Origin of the sequence: Bosea sp. F3-2, from assembly GCF_008253865.1 — a bacterium.
In the GTDB taxonomy this organism is placed as follows: domain Bacteria; phylum Pseudomonadota; class Alphaproteobacteria; order Rhizobiales; family Beijerinckiaceae; genus Allobosea.
This window is the reverse complement of sequence record NZ_CP042332.1, coordinates 47,035-69,114: the sequence shown is the minus strand read 5'-3', so window position 1 is coordinate 69,114 and position 22,080 is coordinate 47,035. Positions and strand designations below refer to the sequence as shown.

The following is a 22,080-nucleotide window of genomic DNA, read 5'->3' as shown; positions in this document are numbered from 1 at the left end:
GAGATCGAAGGGGCAATATCGACCCATCTCGGACATTTGAAAGGTCTGCTTACGGCCACCTGGCTGCGGCTGCGCGAGCCCAGCGCGGCAGCCGCGTTTGAACCTGTTTCAGAACCTGACGGCGAGGACGCCCTTGAAGGCGTGGTCCTGGGCGTCCTCGGCGAGCTGGCCGGTATAGGAGACGCCGAGCGTGGCGCTCTGGCTGATGACGAGGTCGAGCCCGGCCTCGACGAGCGCCGCGTTCTTCGCGATCGGCAGGCCGGCGACAGTGAAGCTGCTCGACCCGGCGAAGGCGAGCGTCGCCTCCGGGTCGACGTCGCCGAAGGCGTGGCGCCAGGCCAGCCCGCCGCGCAGGGTCAGGTCCATGCCCTGCAGGCCGAAGCTGGTCGAGGCGCGCAGGCCGAGCGTCGAGTAGCCCAGGCTGGTGTCGTCGCTGCGGGCGGAGAGCGCCGCGGCGCCACCGGTCTCGTTGAAGCCGTCCGTGTGCAGGTTGACATAGGCCAGGCCGGCGAAGGGTTCGAGGGCGACCCGGCCGAGGTCGACCCGGTAGCCGAGCTCGCCGAAGACCTGCGCCGTGCCGGCATCGTAGTCGCTCTTCAGGCCGTTGCCAAAGCCGGCGAAGGCGACGGTGCGGCGGGTCGAGACGTCGTGCCAGGTGTAGCTCGCGCCGGTGCGCAGGCCGAGGGCGCCCCACTGCCCGCCGCCATAGAGGCCGAGATGGTAGTTGTCGCTCTCGCCCGAGGAGAGCCGGGCGTTCAAGTCGAACGCGCTGCGGCTGTAGCCGGCGATCACGCCGAAGCGCATGGCGTCGAACAGCGCCGCGTCCGCGCCGACGAGGAAGCCGCCGGTCGAGCGGGTCAGCTTGGCGGCGTTGCGGTCGCCGTCCGTCCGGCCCAGGCGCCGTAGCCCTGGCCCCAGACGGCGAAGCGGTCGGTGCTCAGCGCCGGCATCGGCCCTTTCACGCTCGGGGCGAGGTCGGCGCTGAAGCCGTAGTTCATGGTCGCCATCGGCTGGGCCCCGACCGCGCCGAAGGCGGCGCGCAGCCGGTCGTTGACGGCGTTGCGCAGGAGCCAGCTCTCGTCGACCAGCGCCGTCTTGGCCGAGGCGTGGACCTCGCCCGAGAGCCCGTCGAAGGCGGCTCGCGCACCTGGCGCATCGAGCATCAGCAGGCTGTTGTAGAGCGCCAGCGTGCCGCCGGCCTGCGGCAGCGTGTTCAGCGCGACTGCCGTGGCGTATTGGTTCGGCGTCGCCGCCACGGTCTGAAACACGGCCGGCGGAGCGTCGGGCGGCGTCACCGGCGGGGTGCCCGGATCGGTCGGAGGCGTCACTGGCGGCGTGCCCTTGACCTGGATGACGAGGTCGACCTGGTTGGGCTGCTGATCGACGGAGAGGTCGAGGAAGGCCGAGCGCGAGACCGCGCCGGCGACCGTGCCGCTGACCCCGCCCGCGGCGGTGAGGATCGTGTAGCGCTGGCCGTTGATGTAGCTGGTCTGCGGGTCGAGCGCGCTGACGCCGACCTGGCTGCCGACGATCGTCGCCGTCCCCGAGACCGCAATCCGGTCGGAGCCGCCATTGCCGGCGATCTCGACCCCGTAGGTCGAGCCCGGCGCCAGCACGAGGTTGCCGTTGACGGTGAGCGTGCCGATCGAATTGCCGGGCGCGATCGTGGCGCCCGACCGGACCTGCGTCGACCCAATCGTGCCATTGCCGCCGAGCGCCGCGCCGGCGAGCACCGTCACCGCCGAGTTCGCCAGCGAGCCGTTGACCGAGAGCCTGCCCGCCTCGACCGTGGTCTGGCCGCTGAGCGTGCTCGTGCCGGTGAGGTTGAGGTTGCCGGCGCCGCGCTTGGTGAAGGTGCCGACGCCGCTGATCGCATTGGCGAAGACAGCGTTGACCGGCTGGTCGATGACGAGCGCGGCATCGTTGACGATCGCGCCGCTGCCGAAGCTGGCCGCCGAGCCAACCAGCGTGCCGCCGATGATCGTGGTGCCGCCGCTATAGCTGTTCGTGCCGAACAGCATCTGCGTGCCGGCGCCGGCCTTCACCAGAGCGAGCGGCGCATCGCCCAAGTCGCCGTCCATGATCACGCCGCCATAGCTCGCCGTGCCGGAGGGCAGCGCGATGGTGAGCGAGCCGGCGACCGTGTCATGGCCATTGCCGACGGCGCCGCCTCCCGAGAGCGAGCGCACCGTGACGTTGCGACCATTCGCCAGCAGCGCGCCAGTGGCCCCGAGCGCCACGTCCGAGTTCGCCGAGAACGCCGTGTCGGAGGCGGCGATCAGCGTCACCCCGTCCGCGACGGCGGTTTGAGCGGTATAGCTGTTGTTGCCGGCGAGCTCGGCCGCGCCGATGGCGCCGCCCGTATTGGTAAAAAGGAGCCCCCCGCCGTCACCGACGTCGCTGATATTGCCCGAGAGCAGCATCACCTGGCCGTTGACGTCGATCGTCCCGCCCACGGCACCGAGCCCGATCGGATTGGCGAAGGAGTTGATGAAGCTCGTCCCGGCCCGGAAGGTGCCGCCGTTCAGCGTCAGCATGCCAGAGCCGATCGCGTCGGGGCTGCCGGCTTGCAGAACGCCCGCCGTGACCAACGTGCCACCGTTATAGGTATTGAAGCCGGACAGGACCAAGGTGCCAGCCCCGAGCTTCCTCAAGCTGCCCGATCCGGAGATATTTCCGGAGAAGCTGATGTCATTCGAACGGTTGAATGTGAGCGTGCCATCGTTGGTGACGTTGCCGACGATCGAGCCCGAGGTGCCGCCGTCGCCGATCCGCAATGCGCTCCCGACGGCGATCACCGTTCCGCCCGCGTAGGTATTGGTGCCCGTCAAAAACTGGGTGCCGCCGCCGATCGCCAACGCGCCCGACCCGGTAATTGACCCCGAAAAGATGCTGCTCGCATTTAAGATCGTCAGTGTCTTCGTGCCGAGTTCGACAGCGCCGCTGCCGGCGAGGAACTGGATATCAGAGCCCGCTGCCGCGATGCCGGAAATATCGAATGTGCCGTCGACCACGACACGGCTGGAGCCGGCAACTGAGCCGGTATCGGTCAGTGCCAGCGTGCCGGACTGGACCACCGTTTCGCCGGTATAGGTCTGAGCCGTGTTGAAGGTGACGGTGCCGGCGCCGACTTTCGTCACGCTGCCGACGCCGCTGAATGGACTCGCCACCGTCACCGCAAAGCCGTTGCTGTCGAGCGTCAGCCCGCCCGCGGCGATATTGAGCTGAGTGCCGATGAAGCCCGAAGCGACCCATGTCGCGTTATTGCTCAGAGCTCTCAGCGTTCCCTGGTCGAAATTGGCCTGCTTGGTGCCGAGCAAGCCGCGCAAGATTGCCGTCGTCTCCAGCGTGCCGCCGCTGCTGATATTCAGCGTAGCATTAGACGCTGCGCTACTTCCAAGGCGCACCCCGCCGAGAGCGGTGACTGTACCGCCGTCCTGAATGTTGAGCGTAGCGGAGCCATTGTTGCCGAGCGCAAGAACGCTGGCGCTCGTGTTCCATTTCGATCCGGGCCCGGTGACGGTTACGACGCCAACGCTTCCAGCAAAACCTCCGAGCAGAGTCCCACCACTGCTGTTGAGTGTGCTGCCGCTCTGGATCGTAAGATTTCCCAGCCCTGACGTCCCAACGACCAAGTTGGCGGTCGAACCGGTCTCCGCGCCGCCCACACCAAGGACGGTAACGTTGGGCGATGTGGTGTCGATGCTCGCGGCGGTGAGATTGGTCGGCACAGTGCCGGTGGACCAGTTCGTACCGTCCGTCCAGTCGGAGCTGGTCGTGCCGGTCCAGTTCTGCGCTGCTGCGGGCAGAGAGAACGCCAGCGCGAGAACTGCGCAACTGACGCCAGTAAGCAGTCTAGTATGCGTGATCGACCTAAGCTTCGAAACGCCCCCGCTGACGCCCGCGTCCATCTAAGCCCCGCATAGATCAAGCCATCCAGAGTTGCATTCTTCAGGGATTCGTCTTCCGCTGCCAATGACAGAAAGGCAACAGTAAAAACAGTCCGTTACGTTGAGCGCACCGGCAGGAACACGCCTTTCCCGGCCACGCTTGTTTCGCACTGCTGCGGTCGGCAAAGGGATGCGTCCCGGCGAACCCTCACCAATGTCCGGATTCTGGCAAAAGCCTGACTTCCGCTCACCACCGAGGCTGTCGTCTAATCGCAGCTCGAAGATCAAGCCTTTTTTTGCGGACTGGGATGTGGCTTGTGATTCAGCACCGAAGCATGACCCACCTCAAGTGATATCTAAACCAGTCAATTTAAGAGGTTATCTGCATTCTGAGAGGGGTCATGATCGGCGCCGATCATGACCCCTCTCAGAACGGCAATATGGCATTCAAGTCAGTAGGTTAAAGGCAGAATTCGCGGGGTCAGGCTTCGGCGCTTAATCACATACAACCCAAGCCGACTGCACTCCGCGCTCGGCTATCTCACCCCGCAGCAGTTTGAGGATCAACACGCCCGGCTCACGGTCAAAACCGCGGCCTGATCCTGTCTACTCGCAGGGGCGCACTCCAGGCCTGCCGCAAAGAACGCGCCAAAGCGGAACTTGGCTTAGCTCCCGGAGCCGGACGTCGGATGCCGGTGTTTAGCGTCGCGAGCTCGCAGCTCCAGCTATCTCTCACCACGATCCTGACCGGCAGCAGGCGGGTTGAAGCTCGATCCACCCAGGATCCGGATCAGGCTCTGCATAGGCTGTTGCTCCTTCTTGTCTATGCCAAGGTACAGGTCCGTCTGGCGATCTATCGAGAGCAGACATCGGAGGGGCCAGTAGAGATCCAAGCGCTCAACGAGAACAATTTCACTCGCTCCTGCGCTGTCACCCCGCCCCGAGATCACGCGAGTGCCCGGTGGTGAGCGCACTTCGGCGAGAGGTGATTGATGAAAGCGATTTTGACGTGCGAGGCGATGCTCCCTCGAGGCCGCGCCGCTGCCGCGATGGTCGTCATCATGGTGGCGTTCAACGGCACCTTCCTGACCGCGAACGGCCTTTTCATGCTGATCGCGCCACTGGCTTGGTACGAACTTGTCCCGGGCGTGACTGATACCGGCTTCTTCAACCAGCACTTCATTCGCGACATCGGGATGATCCAGATGTTCCTCGGCGTGGCGTTCGGCCTCGGGCTTTTCACGCCCCGGCGCCGTGTTGGACTATGGGCAGCCGCGACGTCCTGGCTTTGCGCGCACGCGCTCTTCCATTTTTGGGAGGTTGCCGTCGGAATCTGCTCACCTGCTGTCATTCCGCGGGACTTTCCGGCGGTAACGCTGCCGGCGCTTCTCGGATTGGCGCTGACGCTCTGGGCACTGCGGAATTCGATGGCTCGATCGGCAGCAGATCCTTTAAAACCCGCCACTCCGCTCCGCTCAGATCGCCCCGGCTCAATCACGCCTCCAAAAGGAAGCGTTGAATCAACCGCTCGATCCAGCGTCAACCAATTCGTCCACCCCGCTTGGCTCGCATGGACATATTCAGCGCTCATCGAAACGACTTATCTGGGTGGTGGGGGCGGGCAGCTTTCAGTCGCATTAAGGAACAGCCGACATCACTCGAATGGTTGCAGCGCAGACACGACGCCGTCGCGCATTTCGTCGACCGCCTGCGACACCTCCGTTCGCCGACAATGCAACTCGTCCTCGGCGCGTCCAAGATATGCATCTCGCGCGAGGGCGAGGATATCTGCGGCGCGGTCGGACAACTTCGCCCCTGCCCACTCCGCAGCACTATCCTTGGACACAAACTGACCTGTCGTGGCCGTATTCCACATGCGCGCCAGCGTCAGCAGCACGTTACGCTCGTCCCCTTCGACGGCCCGGATCAGTTCCGGCAGGAGATCACCGATCGCTTTGCGTATGATGGCGGACGGTATGACGGGAACCAAATCGGTGATGTCCGGGCCGATCAGGGGGACCGCTTCTTCTCTCGCCTGCGCGAGAAGCAGAGTGAACTCCGGGTTCGCCTCCGCTTCCGGGATGGCCCCACTTTCGAGAGCGGTCCGCAACCATTCGCCGTAGACGAACTCCGCTCGCGCCGGATACGGCATGCCTTCGAGATCGGTCCGTCGTATGATGATGACCTCAAGCGGCCGACGACCGAGCCTGTCGAAGGGGTAGTGCCCTGAAACAGCTAGGAGATCGGACGAGAGGTCCGCACGTATGGATGCGGGCACCTCCTCCTCCACGACAGCGAGCAGATCGACGTCGCTCCTCGTGCGCAGCCCTGCGGCTACGGCAGAGCCGTGCAGATAGACTGCCGAAAGAGAAATTCCGAGTCGATGTTTCAGAAGCGGCAATGCGCTTGAAGCTTCGGCTGGGACATTTGTTCGGTGGGTCGGCAGTTCCAAAACTCCCATGGTCGCGTCGCTGAGTTCGTTTGCTGCGCCGGAACGTGCGGCAGAACGGCAACTTTCGGCAACTCCTCAAACTCTCACAAGGTTCGCTTCTGAACGTCCGATTTTGTCCACGCCGCCTAGGCCGTGCCCGCCAATGGCGCGAGGAGATCAATGCTGCCGCGGGGGCAACAGCCCGGACGGTTTCACCAGATCTTCGAGAACCAGACCCCGTTCCTTCAGCACAGTCTCAAGGAGCGGCCGCAGTTCGCCGAGGCTTTCAGCAACGGCATCCCTTACGGTGTCGACGACGACCTGTGTACTCCGATCGATCTCTACGTTGAGCATCTCGCCCTCACGTTTGAAATCGAGGTTCGTTACGCGGCGCGTTTCAGGGATGAGCCAAATCTCGAACCAGCTTTCGGCCTTGTTGCATTCGGAGACCGTGAGGCTGCACCCGTTGATTGCGATGTAACCCTTCGCAAAAATATAGCGTTCAAAGGGCCTGGGAATGGAGAACCGGATGGACTTGTTGGCCCCGTATTCCTTGATGAGGTCGACTCGCGCTGCAAAGTCGATATGCCCTGAGAGAGGATGTCCGCCGATTTCGGCTCCATCTTTTGCTGCGCGCTCGACGTTGACCAACGTGCCGACCTCGCAGTCTCCCAGCGTGGTGACGGCCAGGCTCTGAAGCATGACGTCGAAAAGCACTCGCTTGGCAGTTTCGATGGTCGTCGCGGTCAGGCAAACTCCATCCACTGCCACGCTGGCTCCGATAGCCAGATCCTCGGTGAAGCCTTCGGGGAACTCGAGCGCAAATGTCCGAATGCCGTTGTCATCTTTGATGGCCTCAACCTTCGCAACCGCCTGAACAATCCCAGTAAACATTGCTTTCCTCGTCCTTGCGAGCCCGGGCCATCAGGCTCGATCTGATCGCAGAGCCTACCGATTGCGATAAAGCTCCCACGCGCCCGCATCGGGTGCGACGTCCGACGAGGCATCGGCCTCTTCCCTCACATCTGCCGACATTTCAAGCTCGCGCTTGGTGGGTGGGAGTGGCACGCGCTTAGCTACCGAGTTAATCACGCTGAGAGCTCCACGAAATCGTCATGTTGCGACGGAAATTTGAGTGCGGCCTCGAGCTCTTCTTCGCCATACTTTCTGCCTGTGGGAACGAACCCCAGGCTCGAATAGAATGGCTCCGGGCTCCCTTCGCCGATTCCGTAGCCGACCCGCAGTTCCTGGAAGCCGCGGAACTTGAGATCTCGCGCTAGCAGCTCGATGGCGGCCCTGCCAAACCCCAAACGCTGAAAGCGTCCACCGATCATGAACCGCCAGAGGAAGGCGCCCGGATATTCAATTCCGTCGTCGTGATCGCTCCCGATGTGCAGCATGATGAAGCCGACGATCGTTTCGTCTGCGTAGACTGCTCGGAACCAAGCGTTCTCTGAAAAATGGGCTTCCGCGATCGAGGAGCCATTGTCAGCAATCATGCTCCTCTGTGCGTCCGAAAGTGTCTCGCTAAGACAGCAAACGTCCCAGACGGTCTTTGCCGTAACACGACGGAAGGAGATGGAGGAGCTTTTGGATGGTAGTTCAGACATGGCGATCTCAAGCGTTAGTGAACTGGCGAACAGATTTCTCGCCGTGATAAGTCATTCTTCTTAGAAGCAGCTCTAGAGGGCCGTAGCCGATCACCAGCGCGGCGAGCGAGGTGATCATCATGGAGAGCGTTGCCAGCACGATGGCGAGCGGGATGAGCTGAAGCTGACCGAGTGCTCCAAACCAACCCAGGCCATAGCCTCCGAAGACAGTGCCAGCTATCACACCCTGGAGGACGTAGGCGGTTAGCGAGTTCTGTCCGGCGCGACGAACGATTTTCGGCAGGAGATGCGCGGCGTCAATCTTCACCAGCATGTGCAGATATATTGCCGCAAGGCTCGGAGCTCCAACTGCGAAGCTCAGGAAGCCTACCAAGCCCGGCAAGCCTTCGCTTTTCGAGAAGATCGCGAATGCCAAGTTTGCCGGAATAGCGAGCACCCAGAGCCATGGAACTGATCGGCCAAGCCTCCGGCGGCCGTCGCTGTCAGGTTCGAAGAACCTGGATTTCGCTGACGCGAGTCCTGCTAGGAAAGCTCCAAACGCCAAGGGGCCTTGAAAAAGCAGTAGGAAGCCTAGCGTTTCTGGCCATTCCGATACCCGGGCAAGGACACCTTGCCCGACGCTCCCGCCGGAGGGCTGAGGCAGCCCAGCGGTGCCCTGAGTCACAAATGCCAATGCGCCCAACGTGAGAAGTTCCACGACGATCATAAGGAACGCGAGCATGAGTAGGCGCCGGGGCGCCATGTTGCGGCACGGCCAGAGCAGCACGCCCAGGATCGCGTAGATCAACAGAATGTCTCCGGGAAACACCAAGGCGGCGTGGAGACAACCCAGAACAGCCAATGCGGCCAACCGGCGAAAATAGCGCCTGCCAAAAGACGCGCTGGCTCGCGCAGCAGCTCGTGATTGAAGTTCCACGCCCCAGCCGAAAACAAAGGAAAAGAGCAGAAAGAATTTCCCCTGGAACAGGAATTCGACGGCGAACGCCGCGAACCGATCACTTGTGCCCTGAGGCGTGCCTACCGCCTGAATCGCGGGCAAACCCAGAAAGGGGACGTTCACAACGCATATCCCGATCAGGGCAGCGGCACGGATTGTATCGACTTCGGTGGAACGGGAACTGGTAGCCATGTTGAGCACAAAATTGAGCGACTGCTCAAGTTCATATTGAGCGACCGCTCAATATGTCAAGCCGTGTTTAATCGGGCAGTGCGTTGAAGGATGTTGAAGTGTCTGGACGCTTGCGCCGTCGGCAAAACCGGTCCGTGCGAGCGGGTACGGGAGGTGGCGACAGTCGTGTCGCGCCAAGGCTTCGATGATCTGGCTGGGGCTTACTGCCGTGAACCAACCAACATCCGGGTTGCTTCAGCGACCTCGCTCAGGATTTCTCGAACAAGCGCTTCGGACGGCGCGAGAATTAAGGTGTCGGAATAGCCCATTGCCAGCGCGTAAAGCTGGCGAGCTGCGCGCTCTGGCGATCCGCAAGAAAACTGTCCGGTTCGATTTCCTTCGGCAATGATGCTTGCGAGAAGCGCCTGCCAGCGCTTGTTGACGGCGATATAGGCTTCGGCCAAGACGGGATCGTGCAGTGCTTCATCCCAAGCATCCAGCCACATCGCGATCCCGGTCTTGGATCCATCCGCCATGAACTCCCGAAAGAAAACCGCTAGTTTCTGGTCTGGATTTAGATTGGCCATGCCTGAAAGCAGGTCGTCATACTGTTCTTGTGCAAAGCGGTCGAATACTTCGTGGCGCAGCGTCTGCCAATTCTTGAAATAATGATAGACGTGGCTCCTGGCGATCCCGGCCTTCTCCGCTAGGTCCCGCGTCGATACATTCGCGAATCCTCGCTCGCTGAACAGTTCCAGTGCTGCCGCTAGGATCTGTTCGCGGGTGTTTCCCTCGGAAGATATCCGTGTTCGCAGCGCCATTCTCAGCCCCTTGCGCTTGAGCGCTCGCTCAATTACATATTTGAGCAATCGCTCAAATCATCCTATGATCCACACTCATCAGCTACCGCCATCAGCAGCTCGCGTCGAGGCTGAGCCCACCGCCACGAGCTCGCTCTCCCATATCGCCAGTTCGAATCCAGGAAAGCTAACGCTCACCCTGGCGCTGGTCGCATTGGAGAACGCGCTCTTTCTTGCGTACCCCCTCTTTGCGGGATTTGCAGTGAACGCGATCATTGCGGGAAATGCGCTGTCGGCCGCATCCTACGCAGGCATCGTCTTGTCGTTCTGGGTCGTGGGGGCAGCCCGTCGGGCAGTGGACACGCGCGTGTACACCGGCATCTATGCCGGGATCGCGGTTCGGGTCGCGCTGGAACAAGGCTCAAGAGGCGGGAACGTATCCACGGTTGCTGCGCGCGTCGTATTGGCGCGCGAGTTCGTCGACTTCTTCGACAAGCATCTCCCGACGATACTCACCTCGCTAGTTTCGCTCGTCGGAGCCGTTGGGATGCTCTTGATTCTCGAGCCTCTCGTTGGCGCGGTCAGCGTTGCAGCCCTGCTGCTGAATCTTATGTGGATGCCGCGCTTCGGGCGTAAGAACGAAATTCTGCACGGCCGATTGAACCGGCGTCTCGAGCAGGAAATCGGGATTATCGACGCTCAAAGTCGATCGGCGTTAGCCCGACACTACAAGGTGACGGCAAAGCTTCGGGTTCTTCTATCTGATCGCGAGGCGGCAGCTTACCTGGTGCTCGGCGTCGTTGCGGCGTCGCTTTTCGGCTTCGCGATCGTTCACATGGCGGGCTCGAGCAGCACGAATGCAGGCCACATCTATTCGGTCATAACCTACCTCTGGACGTTCGTCTCAAGCCTCGACGAGGCGCCGACGGTCATTGACCAGTTGGCCCGTCTTAAGAACATCGGCAAACGGGTTTCCGCCAACGCTGCCGCGCCAGGAGCATCGCCCGAATGGGCAACGGCAAATGCAGAAGTCGGTAACAAGGCAACGAGTTTAACGCCGTGAGCGCGCGAGGCTGTCTGTCTGCCAGTTCCAGATTCGAGGAAGCGAAGGTCAAAACGACGTTCTCCCGGGAGGTCGACGCCTTCTGGGATAGTCTATTCCAGCGAGTTCGGACGCCCGACTCCAAGCTCCAATACGGCCTCAACCGAGCTCTCGGAGAGGATATACGGATTATGATCCTCGAACATGCAGCGGGGGACGTGCGGGTCGTTATGTCGCCAGAGGTTTCCGCGCTTGTGGAGCCGCTTGGTCAAAACTGGACCGTTGAGCAGCTACAGAAGACCTTGGCTCATCAAGGCATCACGCTGAATGGCGCGGACCTGCTGCACCACTATTCCGAAGCCGAAACGCGGCGTCTGGCTCGGATGCCTATGCCGGAGGGAGTCAGACGGCTCGGCCCGGCGGACGCCGAATTGTTCGCAGCATTTCAGGCCGAAGTCTCGCTGCCAGATCTCGATGCGGCCTATGTCGAGCTGGAGCATTGGGCGGCTTTCGGCGCCTTTTCGGGTAAAAGGTTGGTGGCCGCGGGCAGCATCTACCCTTGGATGAACTCAGCGATCGGAGACATCGGGGTGCTAACCTTGGTCTCAGAGCGGGGGCGCGGTTTCGGTCGGAACGTCGTGCTGGCGATGTCTACTTACGCGGTCGGGGAGGGGTTACACCCGCAGTTCCGGTGCCAACGGGACAACAGCGCTTCTGCGGCCCTCGGCAAATCGGCGGGTCTGCAATTCTATGGAAACTGGACTGCCGAGCTCCGGAATGCAGTTGAATGAGATTTGTAGAACTCTTCAAATTCACAAATTCGGCCGAATATAACGATGCCTTCGAGAGCTGTGATCATAGGCGGGACCGGTCAAGTCGGGCTTGCAACTGCCCGACGCCTGATCGGCGATGGATGGGACGTGCAAGTTGTCAGCCGCGGGGCCACCGCCGTCCCGGATGGCTGTTGGCATATTGAAGCGGATGCCCGCGACGCAGACGGTTTGCACGCGATCGTGGGGACAGATACGGACCTGCTGCTTTCTTGCGTTGCCTTCGATGCGCTCGATGCCGGGTGTCTCGTGCACGCGGGCCGGTCGGCAGGGCGTATCGTGGCTATCTCCAGCGCCAGCGTCTATTGCGACAACCAAGCTCGAACGCTCGACGAAGCTGCTCGCGGCGGGTTCCCTTCGTTTTCTGTACCGTTGACTGAGCAAAGTCCAACGATACCTCCCGGGCCGGAAACCTACTCAACTCGAAAGCGCGCCATGGAGGCGCTGCTTCTCGGCAAATCGGCGTGCCCAGTCACGATACTGCGCCCCTGCGCGATTCATGGGCCTGAAAGCAAACACGCGCGAGAGTGGTGGTTTGTCAAAAGACTGCTCGATGGCAGAGCAGTCATCCCGCTCGCTTATGAGGGCAGAAGCCGTTTTCAAACGACTTCGGTCGCCGCTATTGCGGATGCAGTGGTCAAAGCAGTGGCGGGAGATTTGCCGGAGATCGCAAACGTTTCGGATGCGGACAGCCCGTCCGTTGTCGAAATCGGACGGGCCATCATGGCCATCATGGGGGTAAAAGCCGAATTGGTTGGTCTTTCGGATGACCCCGATTTCCCCCCAAGCCATGGCCTAACGCCGTGGTCGGTTTCTCAGCCAATGATAGTTCGTGGAGCCGCAACCAGCGCAACTAGATATGCAGAGGCAGCTGCGCCGGCAGTTCACTGGCTAGTTGAGTGCGTCACGAGCGCAAATTGGACCCAGATTCTTCCGCAGCTGGCTGCATATAAGAATGCTCACTTTGACTACGAGAAGGAAGATCTAGTCGTCATAACATCTGAATGTATCCATTTTCCCTAAATATTGTTCGGGAAAAGGCGAGTCGTGATTATTAAGGCGACAGAAGATGGGGTGCTAAATGCAAATTCACGCAATCATTCTTGCTCAACATGGCGGACCTGAGGAGCTGCGTTTGGCGGTTGCCGATCTGACTCCTCCGGGCCCTGGCGAACTCTTGGTCAGGCATTCGGCCATCGGCGTGAATTTCCATGACTGCTACGTTCGGTCGGGGCTATACAGAACGCTGAATTTGCCCGGAATTCCAGGAATTGAAGCTGTTGGGTATGTGGAAGCGATCGGAGCCGGCGTGACATCTCACCAGGTCGGCAACCGTATCGGTTGGGTCAGCGGAAGATATGGGGGTTATGCCACACATCGCCTTTTACCTGCTTCCGAAGCGATCTCGCTGCCTGAACAGCTAGGTGATGCCGAACTCGCTGCTACACTAATGAAGGCGCTCACCGTGAGCGTTCTCGTTACTCGCGCGCACGCAGTTAGGGCGGGCGAAACGGTCCTTGTTCATGCGGCTGCTGGAGGCGTCGGCCAATTGCTCACCAGTTGGTGCCGACATATCGGGGCCAAGGTGATCGGAACTGTGGGCAGCCGTGAAAAGGCTGCGGTCGCCGAACGAGCTGGTGCGCTCCATACCATTCTTTACCGGGAAGAGGACTTCGTGGAGCGGGTGAGAGCACTGACGGGAGGAGAGGGAGTGGCAGCGGCCTTTGACGCAATCGGGAAGGATACATTTCAGGGGTCGATGGAATGCCTTGGTTTTCTGGGAACATTGGTCAATTACGGGCAGGCATCAGGGTCCGTAGGGCCTTTTGCCCCGAGCGCGCTCGCTGACCGGTCGCTTTCGGTTGTCCGGCCCATTCTGTTTCATTACATGCGCTCCGAAGCGCAGCTCAGGGCCTTGTCCAAGAGCGTTTTCGACGCATTTCAGAATGGCGTCATTCAACCCATCGCTCCTCTGACGCTGCCGCTTTCAGAAGCCGCGCAGGCTCATGAAATGCTGGAAGCTGGGCGCAGCCCCGGCGGCATAGTCTTAATACCGTGATGCTGCTGCGCGCGGGCACATTCATGCTGGAACGCCAGGAGCGCATTTGGCCGGGCGGGCGCCTAGAGCGGATTTCCTGCGGTGTTCTGAACGGCATTTCGATGATGCCATCCTATCGAAGCGCTTTCGAGACATCAGAGATCAAAGAACACCGGTTCTCCCATCAGCTTGGCCTTGCGCCCCAGAAGAGGGGAATGCCGCGCGGAAGGTCGGTGATGCTCGTGCGCCGGACGCTCTGCGTCTTCCACTGCCCCAGCGGGATGAAAGGTACATCCTGAAAAGCATGTTCCTGGATGGCTCGGCAGATTCGCTGACGTTCGGCGAGGTCAGGCGCATCGAACCAAGCGTCGCGCAGCCGCTCAATTTCGGGCGAGGTCAGCCATCCGCCGGCCGCCTTGCCATCGCCGCGCAGGCTGATACTCACGGCCGGATTCACTAGGTCGTTGCCCGACCAAGTGCCGACGAAGGCGCTCCAGCCGCCGCCCTCGACCGGCTGCTGGCTGGCGCGCCGCTGCATCACTGTGCCCCAATCGGTCGAGACATAATCGACATTCATGCCGATGCGCGTAAGCAAATCCTGCGCGACCTGGGCGAGCGCGTTGATCGCGTCGATGTTCGAGGCGGCGAGTAGGACGACCCGTTCACCGCGATAACCGGCGGCGGCGAGCTCGCGCTTGACTTTGGCAAGATCGCGCTGACCGAAGAGTCCCGCCATCCCGGCGTCGCTCGCCATGGGCGTTCCGGGCGTGAAAAAGCCGACCCGGTCATTCCACATAGCTGGATCCTCACCGGCGACTGCCTGCATGAACGGCGCCTGATCGACCGCACCGAGCACAGCACGCCGGATCGCCGGGTTGTTGAAGGGCGGATGAAGATGGTTGAAGCGGAATACGCCGACCGAGCCTGCGGGGTCGAGCGTCTCAACGGCGACGTTGCTGGCGCTCTTCATCAGCGGAACGAGGTCAGGCGGGGGAGCTTCCCACCAGTCGATCTCTCCTGATTGGAGGGCCGCCGCAGCCGTGCCGGCGTCGGGAATGGTTATCCACTCCACCCGGTCGAAATGGACGACCTTGGGACCGGCGATGAAGCTTGGCGCGCCGGAGGCCGGGACATAACGATCGAACTTGGCATAGGCGGCCGAGGCGCCTGGTACCCGCTCGGAAGCGAGGAAGCGGAACGGCCCGCTGCCTATGACTTCGGTGATCTGCGTGGTCTGCGGGGTCAGGGCAATCCGCTCCGGCATGATCGCGCACATGTACGGGCTTGCCTTACCGAGCGCGGCGGGCAGCAGCGGGAAGGGGCGCTTCAGCCGAAACCGGATCTCGCGGTCGGACGCGGCGGAAAGCTCGTCCGTCGCAGCCAGGAGCTTCTGTCCGAATGCGTCCGCATTGGCCCAGCGCCGGATGCTGGCAACGCAGTCCTGCGCGCGCACCGGCGTGCCATCATGGAAGAGCAACCCCTCCCGTAAGGTCAGCCGCCACAGAAGGCCATCGTTCTCGACCACATGGCCCGCCACCATCTGCGGCTGCGGCTCGAAGCTGGAATCCAGCCCATAGAGCGTGTCGAACACCATGAAGCCGTGGTTTCTCGCGATATAGGCGAGGGTCCAGACCGGATCGACGAAGCTCAGATCCGCATGCGGGGCAAAGCGCAAGGTGCGGGTGCGATTGGATTGCGCATGGCTAACGCACGGCATGGCGAGGCCTGTGGCGGTCGCGCTCGCTCCGGCGATGAACTGGCGGCGGTGCATGCTCCTGATCTCCCTTCAGTCGATGGTCCCGTGACGTCTCGCAAGCGGTGCGGTGAGGCGGGCCTCAGGCGCTGCCATGCACGAGCCTGCCCTGGAACCAGGTTGCCAGTACCTTAGTCTGCGCGATTGCCAACGGATCGATCGTCATCAGGTCACGGTCCAGCATGATCATGTCCGCCGACAATCCCGCCGCGAGCCGGCCGGTGCGATCGCTAAGGCGCATGGCTGCGGCGGGGTTGGTCGTATATAGCGGCAGGACCTCGGCTACGCTCACGGCCTGGTCGGGGGCGTGCGCGCCCTCATAGCACCCGGTCGGATCGCGGCGGGTGACGAGACCGCACATCGCCTCCCAGGGATCGAGGTCGGGCGCGATCGTGCGCCAATCCGAAGCCGCGACGACCGCCGCGCCGGCGGCGAGGATGTCGCGCACCGGCCAGACCGTCGCATAGCGCTCGGGCCCTACCATCCGCTGATGCGTCAGGCTCGCGGAATTCGGATGCCAGAGCGGCGGGCACATGTCGTGCAGGACGTTGAGCTCGGCCAAGCGTGGAATGTCTGCTGCCGCGATGAACTGGCCATGGGTGATCTGGTGCTGCGGCCCTCCGGAGCCGTTGCGGCGGCGTACTTGCTCGACGGCGTCGAGCACCATTCGGATGGCACGATCGCCGACGGCATGGACTTTCACGCCGAGGCCATCGCGATCGAAATCCGCGATCGTCTCGGTCAGCTCGTCCAGCGTCAGCGAGGTCGCGACCGGCGGCTCGTCGGGCGCGCTGGCATAGGGGGCTAGCATCGCGGCCGTGCGCAGCGAGGGCACGCCATCGAGGAAGATCTTGGCGAAGTCGGCGTTCATATGCGGGCCGCAGAGTTCACGGCGCTGCTCACGCATGATCTTGGCCTCGTCGGCCGAATAGCCGGAACAGGTCGGGCTCAGGGCAAGATGGAAGGCGGCCCAGCAGGTCAAGGCGTTGGCATCGTCGAGAGCCTTGTAGAACTCCAGCGCCTCCAGGCTCGCCGAGGCATCGGCGAAGCCGGTGATGCCGAGGCTGTTGAGATAGGCGATCGAAGCGCGCGCCGCCTCGGACTTTCCGACTGCCGACAGCTCCGGAATGGCGGCGGTGACGCCCCAGGCCCCGGATTCAACGAGCAGGCCGGTCGGGCTCCCGTCTGCGTCCTTGACGATCTCGCCATCGGGCGGGTTCGGCGTCGCAGCGTCGATGCCGGCGATCCGCAAGGCCGCGGAATTGGCGAAATGGCCATGGCCGCTGAGATGCTGCATTACCACCGGCCGGTCGCCACTGACTGCGTCCAGGGCCGCGAGCGCATCGGGCTCCCGCATCCGCTGCAATGCGACCGCGCCATAGGAGTTGGCGACGACCCAATCGCTCGCATCGCCGCGCGTGCAGGCTTCTCCGATCTTGCGCAGGATCGTGTCGAAGTCGTCGGCCGTGCCGATCGCCGTCGTGTGCAGACGCGCGATCATGCTGGAGAGGAGGTGGACGTGAAAATCGATCAGCCCCGGCATCAGCATGCGGCCGCCGAGATCGATGAGATGGGTTCGCTCGCCGCGGAGAGGCTCGATTTCCGCCCAGCTGCCGACCTTGATGATCTTGCCGTCGGCGATGGCGAGAGCCTCGGTTAGCGGATTGGCCGCGTCCATGGTGCGGATCACGCCGTTGTGCAGGATCGTTTCGGCTGCAGGATTGGGCATCGGTCTTCCAGGCTCCTCACGGGCGGTCAACAGGCTGCGTGGCGCGGGCTCTCACAATGTCCGCGCCAAGCGTGGGTCGAGCATGTCGCGCAGGCCGTCGCCGATCAGGTTGATGAACAGCACGGTCGTCCCGAGGAAGAGGCTCGGATAGAGCACGACCCAGAAGGCGAGCTGCACGACATTGCGCCCTTCCGAGATGACGCTGCCCCAGGTTGGCGTGGTCGGCGGGATTCCAAGACCAAGGAAGCTGAGATAGGCTTCTGACAGGATCGCGGAGGCGCAGACGAAGCTCGCTTGGACGATCAGCGGCGCGATCGTGTTCGGCAGCACATGCCGGATCAGCAGGCCGGGGAAGCGAACTCCGCTGAGGCGCGCCGCCTCGATATAGGGCTGCTCTCGGATGCTCAGCACGACGGAGCGGACGAGGCGCACGACGCGCGGAACCTCCGGGATTGCGATCGCGACGACGACCGTGGTGATGCTCGGCTTGACGATGGCGACGAGCGCGACGGCCAAGAGGATGCCGGGGATCGCCATCATCCCATCCATGATCCGCATCAGGATCGCATCCGCGACGCGGTTGAAGCCGGCGACCATGCCGATCGCGAGGCCGAGGCAGACCGAGAGGGCGGCGACGCCGATGCCGACGGTGAGCGAGACCCGCCCGCCCCAGATGACGCGGCTGAAGACGTCGCGGCCGAACGGATCGGAGCCGAACAGCCAGGCGTCGCTCGGCGGGCGCAGCCGGGCGCCCGGATTGATCGCGACCGGATCATGCGTCGCGACCAGCGGCGCGAACAGAGCGAGCAGGATGATCGCCGCCAGGCCGATGCAGCCGAGGATGAACAGGGGATAGCGCCGGAGCCAATAGTTCAATGTCTTGGAACTGGCGCTCTTGCGAGGGGCCTCGATGGCGATGCTCATGGGCTCGTTCTCAATAGCGGATGCGCGGATCGAACAGTGAATAGGACAGGTCGATCAGCAGGTTGATCAGCACGTAGAGCGCCGACAGCACGAGGATGACCCCCTGCAGGATCGGGAAGTCGCGGCGGATGATCGCGTCGATCATCAGGCGGCCGATGCCGGGGATGGCGAAGACGGTCTCGGTGACGACGATGCCGCCGAGCAGCGAGGACAGCCCGATGCCGACCATGGTGACGATCGGCACGGCGGCGTTCTTCAGCGCGTGCACGGCGAGGATGCGCGGCGTCGCCATGCCCTTGGCGCGGGCGGTGCGCATATAGTCCTGGTTCAGCACGTCGAGCATTGTCGCCCGGGTCATGCGCGTCAGCAGGGCGATGTAGATGAAGCTGACGGTCAGGCTTGGCAGCACGATGTGCTGGAAGAATTTCGCCGGCCCCGCCGACATCGGCTGATAGCCGCGCACCGGGAACCATTTCAGCTCGACCGAGAACTTGAAGATCAGGAGATAGCCGATCAGGAAGATCGGCATCGAGAAGGCGATGACCGCGAGCGTCATGATCAATTGATCGATCCAGCTGCCGGCCTTCCAGGCGGCGATCACGCCGAGCGGAATCGCGACGATCACCGCGAAGGTCATGATCGTCAGCCCGATGATCAAGGTCGGCTCGATCCGCTGCGCGATCAGTTGCGACACCGGCATCTGGTTGAACAGCGATGTCCCGAGATCACCCTGCAGCACCTGCCAGAGCCAGCCGAGGAACTGCTCGGTGATCGGGCGCTCCAGGCCGAGCTGCTCGCGGATGCGACGCAAATCCTCGGGTGTCGCGAGGTCGCCGCCGATCAGCGCTGCGGGATCGCCGGGCGTCAGATGCAGCAGCATGAAGACGATGACCGCGACGGACGCCATCACCGGGATGGTCGCGAGCAGGCGCTTGACGATATAGGCCAGCATCGGTGGCTCCGTTCCAGGGCTTCAGGCGGGCCGTGCGCTCCGCCGATGTTCCGCCGGCGCGCCGAATGCGCGGTCACGGCAGAGGAAGGGCGGCGCATGCAGGATGCACGCGCCGCCGGCCGCTCACTTCTTGCTGACGTTCCAGAACAGCGGGATCGGCGAGTCGATCAGGCCCTCGACCGATTTCCGGTAGGCGGTGAGCTGCTTGTACTGGCCGGTCAGCCCGTAGATCGCGGCGGCGTAGGCCTCCTGCTGGATCTTGTCGGCGATGGCGCCCTGCTCGGCCTCAGGCGCCTTGAGGAAGGCGGCCCGCAGCGTCTCGATCGCGTCGTTCTTCGGCCAGCCGATCGAAGCCTTGCCGACGCCGCCGGCGCGCAGGGCGTTGTTGAGGAAGGGCACGGAATAGTTGGAGCTGTCGGCATATTGCGGGCCGATGTTCCAACCGCCCTGAGCGATCGGCTCCTGCTTCAGCATCAGCGCGAAGATGGTGGCGCCGTCCGTCGCCCGGAGCTCGACATTCATGCCGATCGCCTTGAGATTGTCGAACAGCACGACCGTGACCGGATGCAGGATCGCATCGTCGACCGCGTCGAGCAGCACGACCTTCTCGCCCTTGTAGCCGGAGGCCGCGAGCGTCTTCTTCGCCTTGTCCAGGTTCTTCTTGAACAGCAATTGCTCGGGCGCGAGGTCCCGGCCGAAGCGGGTACCGCAGAAATAAAAGCTGCGGCAGGGCTCCCAGCTGCGCTTGTCGTCGCTGAGCACGCGCAGATATTCGCCCTGCTCGATCGTCTGCAGAACGGCGCGCCGGACCTTCTCGTTGTCGAAGGGCGGATGGATATGGTTGAAGCGGATCATCGTCTGCATGCCGAAGGGATCGACGGCGCGGACGGTGATGTCCTTGTCGTTCTGCAGCGTCGGCAGCAGGTCGGAAGGCGGGTGCTCGAGCCAGTCGACCTCGCCGGCCAGCAGCGCGGCCGCGGCGGTGGCGCCGCTCGGGATGAACACCCACTCCATGCGCTCGACCTTGGCTGTCTTGCCGCCGGACATGAAGTCGGAAGGCTCGGAGCGGGGCTTGTAGCCCTTGAACTTCTTGTAGACCGCCTTGTCGCCCGGCATCCATTCGTCGCGCGCGAAGATGAAGGGACCGGAGCCGATCACCTCCTTTATCTGCTCGAAGCCGCTGGTCTTGGCGATGCGCTCGGGCATCATGAACGGTACCGGCGAGCCGGTCTTGGCCAGCGCCGAGAGCACATGGCCGAACGGCTCCTTCAGGATGATCTCGAAGCTGTCGGTCCCGGTCGCCTTGATCTCGCCGGCGGCGGCGATCAGCGCTTGGCCGATGGAATCACGCTGGCCCCAGCGCTTGATCGAGGCGACGCAGTCGGCGGCGGTGACGGGCGTGCCGTCATGCCAGGTCAGGCCCGGCCGCAGCTTGAAGGCGTAGCGCAGCTTGTCGTCCGAGACGGTCCAGGTCTCGACCATCTGCGGCTTGACCTGGAATTTCGAGTCGAAGGCGAACAGCGTGTCGTAGACGAGATAGCCGTGGTTGCGGCTGTTGTACTCCAGCGACCAGATCGGATCGATGACGCGCAGATCGGTCGCCGCGGCGAAGCGGAACGTGTCCTTGTCCTGTGCGGCGGCGATCGTCGCCAAGCTAGCTGCGAGCACGACGCCAGCGACGCGCACGGCACGCGCAAAACTTGTCCGGATGTTCATTGTCTGAGCTCCTCACCTGAACGAGATCACGGGTCGCGCGCTCTGCGGCGTTTGATCGACCGGTGCCGGTGAGGAAGGCTCGATATAACGAGGATTGAAACCCTCGCTATCGCCAACCGCCTGATCTTTGAAGCCTGAGGCCATGCCTCTGGGATGTCAAGCATTCTCCGATAGTTGCGACAATCCCGAACCGACACCCTGCGGTAGAGCGAGCCGGCCCTCCACAGCTTCCAGTCCGCTGAAGGGATCGTCAAGCAGATGATCGAACTCGGCGAACTCGACGGGGTAGTGGAAGGATGGCAGCGCCACGGCCAGATGCAGGCATTGCGCCGCAATCAGGCGCGGGCCGTAGGCGGTCCCGACCCGGTAGGCTCGCCCCGCCGCCTCGCAGATCTGCGCGGCGATGAAGACCTTGCCGATCCCCCCGAGCACGGAGCTCTTCAGGTTGAAGCTGTCGCAGGCGCCTTCGGCGATCAGCGTGACGATGTCGCGCAGCGAGCGGATGGCCTCGTCGGCCTCGATCGCGATCGGGCTGCGCTGCGAGACGAAGGCCAGGCCCGCAATGTCCGTAGCGGGAACCGGCTGCTCGACGAGATCGATGCCACGGCGGGCGATGCGCTCGATCATGCGCAAGCCGGCTTTCGGCGTGTAGCTCTGATTGGCGTCGGCGGAGAGGCGGATGCCGGGGCCGACGCTCTCGCGCACCGCCCTGACGCGCGCCTCGGCAAGGTCGGCATCGCCATCGACCTTCACCTTGAGGCAGCGATAGCCGAGCCCGGCGAGTCTGGCGGCATCGGCGGCCATGCCCGGCGGGTCCTTGAGCGGCAGGATGCGCTGGAGCTCGATGCTTTGCCGCCGCGCGCCGCCGAAGAGCACATGCAGCGGCACGCCCAAGGCTCGGGCTGCCAGCTCGTGGAGCGCGCTGTCGATACCGGCCTTGACTGCTTCGTGGCCGGAGAGGGCCTTGTCGAGGCGATCCCGCGTTTCGGCGTAACGCAGTGGATCGGCGCCGAGCAAAGCGGGGCGCAGCACTTCGATGGCGGCCTCCGAACCGGCCAGGTCGTCGGCATAGAAGGCCATCGCCTCGATATGCCCTTCGCCGACGAGACCGGAAGCGGCACGCAAGGTCACGATCAGCCCGTCGAGGCGAGGGATGCCGCCCAGGGCGAAGCGCCAGGCCGGGTCCTGCTGCGGCTGGACGCAGCGCCTGACCTCGACCGCGACGATCTGGTCGGCCTCGGTGGAAAGGGTAGCCAT

The 22,080-nt window shown here is 63.0% G+C and carries 18 protein-coding genes; 4 read left to right on the top strand and 14 right to left on the bottom strand.

Features of this window, described 5'->3' with window-relative positions:
- Positions 1–108 precede the first annotated feature (108 nt).
- From FQV39_RS33415 to FQV39_RS29995, 8 genes are all read right to left on the bottom strand, one after another.
- A complete protein-coding gene (locus tag FQV39_RS33415; protein WP_248313558.1) occupies positions 109–861 on the bottom strand; it encodes an autotransporter outer membrane beta-barrel domain-containing protein in 753 nt (250 codons plus the stop codon).
- The gene (locus FQV39_RS30025) at positions 858–3,911 is read right to left on the bottom strand and encodes an autotransporter-associated beta strand repeat-containing protein (RefSeq protein ID WP_149134158.1); all 3,054 of its coding nucleotides are present in this window, start codon (positions 3,909–3,911) and stop codon (positions 858–860) included. The genes FQV39_RS33415 and FQV39_RS30025 overlap by 4 nt, the downstream gene beginning before the upstream one ends.
- Before the next feature lie 925 nt (positions 3,912–4,836).
- A complete protein-coding gene (locus FQV39_RS34275) occupies positions 4,837–5,481 on the bottom strand; it encodes a hypothetical protein (RefSeq protein ID WP_187640379.1) in 645 nt (214 codons plus the stop codon).
- Between the two features lie 63 nt (positions 5,482–5,544).
- Positions 5,545–6,351, bottom strand: a complete 807-nt coding sequence (locus tag FQV39_RS30015; protein WP_149134157.1) for an aminoglycoside adenylyltransferase domain-containing protein — start codon at positions 6,349–6,351, stop codon at positions 5,545–5,547.
- Between the two features lie 147 nt (positions 6,352–6,498).
- Complete coding sequence (locus FQV39_RS30010) at positions 6,499–7,215, bottom strand: riboflavin synthase subunit alpha (protein ID WP_149134156.1); 717 nt, start codon at positions 7,213–7,215, stop codon at positions 6,499–6,501.
- A 194-nt stretch (positions 7,216–7,409) separates the two neighbouring features.
- Complete coding sequence (locus FQV39_RS30005; protein WP_349238605.1) at positions 7,410–7,820, bottom strand: GNAT family N-acetyltransferase; 411 nt, start codon at positions 7,818–7,820, stop codon at positions 7,410–7,412.
- Positions 7,821–7,938: 118 nt separating this feature from the next.
- Positions 7,939–9,060 (bottom strand): DUF418 domain-containing protein, encoded by a 1,122-nt coding sequence (locus tag FQV39_RS30000; RefSeq protein WP_149134154.1) that lies wholly within the window; start codon positions 9,058–9,060, stop codon positions 7,939–7,941.
- Between the two features lie 200 nt (positions 9,061–9,260).
- Positions 9,261–9,860 (bottom strand): TetR/AcrR family transcriptional regulator, encoded by a 600-nt coding sequence (locus FQV39_RS29995; protein WP_149134153.1) that lies wholly within the window; start codon positions 9,858–9,860, stop codon positions 9,261–9,263.
- A gap of 64 nt (positions 9,861–9,924) precedes the next feature.
- Between FQV39_RS29995 and FQV39_RS29990 the strand changes: the two genes are divergently transcribed.
- From FQV39_RS29990 to FQV39_RS29975, 4 genes are all read left to right on the top strand, one after another.
- Positions 9,925–10,902 carry an ABC transporter six-transmembrane domain-containing protein gene (locus tag FQV39_RS29990; RefSeq protein ID WP_149134152.1) on the top strand — a complete coding sequence of 326 codons (978 nt, stop codon included), beginning with the start codon at positions 9,925–9,927 and terminating at the stop codon, positions 10,900–10,902.
- A 170-nt stretch (positions 10,903–11,072) separates the two neighbouring features.
- Positions 11,073–11,672, top strand: a complete 600-nt coding sequence (locus FQV39_RS29985) for a GNAT family N-acetyltransferase (protein ID WP_149134151.1) — start codon at positions 11,073–11,075, stop codon at positions 11,670–11,672.
- Positions 11,673–11,717: 45 nt separating this feature from the next.
- Positions 11,718–12,734: an NAD-dependent epimerase/dehydratase family protein gene (locus FQV39_RS29980; protein ID WP_187640378.1), complete on the top strand. Its 1,017-nt coding sequence runs from the start codon at positions 11,718–11,720 to the stop codon at positions 12,732–12,734.
- Between the two features lie 58 nt (positions 12,735–12,792).
- Positions 12,793–13,770, top strand: a complete 978-nt coding sequence (locus FQV39_RS29975; RefSeq protein WP_149134150.1) for a quinone oxidoreductase family protein — start codon at positions 12,793–12,795, stop codon at positions 13,768–13,770.
- Positions 13,771–13,933: 163 nt separating this feature from the next.
- On the opposite strand, the gene FQV39_RS29970 is transcribed toward FQV39_RS29975, so the two are convergent.
- The 6 genes from FQV39_RS29970 to FQV39_RS29945 form a co-directional block, all read right to left on the bottom strand.
- The gene (locus FQV39_RS29970) at positions 13,934–15,520 is read right to left on the bottom strand and encodes an ABC transporter substrate-binding protein (protein WP_149134149.1); all 1,587 of its coding nucleotides are present in this window, start codon (positions 15,518–15,520) and stop codon (positions 13,934–13,936) included.
- Positions 15,521–15,584: 64 nt separating this feature from the next.
- The gene (locus tag FQV39_RS29965; protein WP_149134148.1) at positions 15,585–17,231 is read right to left on the bottom strand and encodes an amidohydrolase; all 1,647 of its coding nucleotides are present in this window, start codon (positions 17,229–17,231) and stop codon (positions 15,585–15,587) included.
- 51 nt (positions 17,232–17,282) lie between these two features.
- A complete protein-coding gene (locus FQV39_RS29960) occupies positions 17,283–18,155 on the bottom strand; it encodes an ABC transporter permease (protein WP_149134147.1) in 873 nt (290 codons plus the stop codon).
- A 10-nt stretch (positions 18,156–18,165) separates the two neighbouring features.
- Complete coding sequence (locus FQV39_RS29955) at positions 18,166–19,107, bottom strand: ABC transporter permease (protein WP_149134146.1); 942 nt, start codon at positions 19,105–19,107, stop codon at positions 18,166–18,168.
- 123 nt (positions 19,108–19,230) lie between these two features.
- Entirely contained in the window at positions 19,231–20,823 is a 1,593-nt protein-coding gene (locus tag FQV39_RS29950; protein WP_149134145.1) for an ABC transporter substrate-binding protein, read from the bottom strand.
- A gap of 156 nt (positions 20,824–20,979) precedes the next feature.
- Positions 20,980–22,080 carry a mandelate racemase/muconate lactonizing enzyme family protein gene (locus FQV39_RS29945; RefSeq protein WP_149134144.1) on the bottom strand — a complete coding sequence of 367 codons (1,101 nt, stop codon included), beginning with the start codon at positions 22,078–22,080 and terminating at the stop codon, positions 20,980–20,982.

Excerpts from the sequence above, each read along its gene's own strand:
- FQV39_RS30025 (WP_149134158.1), bottom strand. The coding sequence starts at position 3,911 with ATGGACGCGGGCGTCAGCGGGGGCGTTTCGAAGCTTAGGTCGATCACG.
- FQV39_RS34275 (WP_187640379.1), bottom strand. The coding sequence starts at position 5,481 with ATGAGCGCTGAATATGTCCATGCGAGCCAAGCGGGGTGGACGAATTGG.
- FQV39_RS30015 (WP_149134157.1), bottom strand. The coding sequence starts at position 6,351 with ATGGGAGTTTTGGAACTGCCGACCCACCGAACAAATGTCCCAGCCGAA.
- FQV39_RS30010 (WP_149134156.1), bottom strand. The coding sequence starts at position 7,215 with ATGTTTACTGGGATTGTTCAGGCGGTTGCGAAGGTTGAGGCCATCAAA.
- FQV39_RS30005 (WP_349238605.1), bottom strand. The coding sequence starts at position 7,820 with ATGATTGCTGACAATGGCTCCTCGATCGCGGAAGCCCATTTTTCAGAG.
- FQV39_RS30000 (WP_149134154.1), bottom strand. The coding sequence starts at position 9,060 with ATGGCTACCAGTTCCCGTTCCACCGAAGTCGATACAATCCGTGCCGCT.
- FQV39_RS29995 (WP_149134153.1), bottom strand. The coding sequence starts at position 9,860 with ATGGCGCTGCGAACACGGATATCTTCCGAGGGAAACACCCGCGAACAG.
- FQV39_RS29990 (WP_149134152.1), top strand. The coding sequence starts at position 9,925 with ATGATCCACACTCATCAGCTACCGCCATCAGCAGCTCGCGTCGAGGCT.
- FQV39_RS29985 (WP_149134151.1), top strand. The coding sequence starts at position 11,073 with ATGATCCTCGAACATGCAGCGGGGGACGTGCGGGTCGTTATGTCGCCA.
- FQV39_RS29980 (WP_187640378.1), top strand. The coding sequence starts at position 11,718 with ATGCCTTCGAGAGCTGTGATCATAGGCGGGACCGGTCAAGTCGGGCTT.
- FQV39_RS29975 (WP_149134150.1), top strand. The coding sequence starts at position 12,793 with ATGCAAATTCACGCAATCATTCTTGCTCAACATGGCGGACCTGAGGAG.
- FQV39_RS29970 (WP_149134149.1), bottom strand. The coding sequence starts at position 15,520 with ATGCACCGCCGCCAGTTCATCGCCGGAGCGAGCGCGACCGCCACAGGC.
- FQV39_RS29965 (WP_149134148.1), bottom strand. The coding sequence starts at position 17,231 with ATGCCCAATCCTGCAGCCGAAACGATCCTGCACAACGGCGTGATCCGC.
- FQV39_RS29960 (WP_149134147.1), bottom strand. The coding sequence starts at position 18,155 with ATGAGCATCGCCATCGAGGCCCCTCGCAAGAGCGCCAGTTCCAAGACA.
- FQV39_RS29955 (WP_149134146.1), bottom strand. The coding sequence starts at position 19,107 with ATGCTGGCCTATATCGTCAAGCGCCTGCTCGCGACCATCCCGGTGATG.
- FQV39_RS29950 (WP_149134145.1), bottom strand. The coding sequence starts at position 20,823 with ATGAACATCCGGACAAGTTTTGCGCGTGCCGTGCGCGTCGCTGGCGTC.
- FQV39_RS29945 (WP_149134144.1), bottom strand. The coding sequence starts at position 22,080 with ATGGCTACCCTTTCCACCGAGGCCGACCAGATCGTCGCGGTCGAGGTC.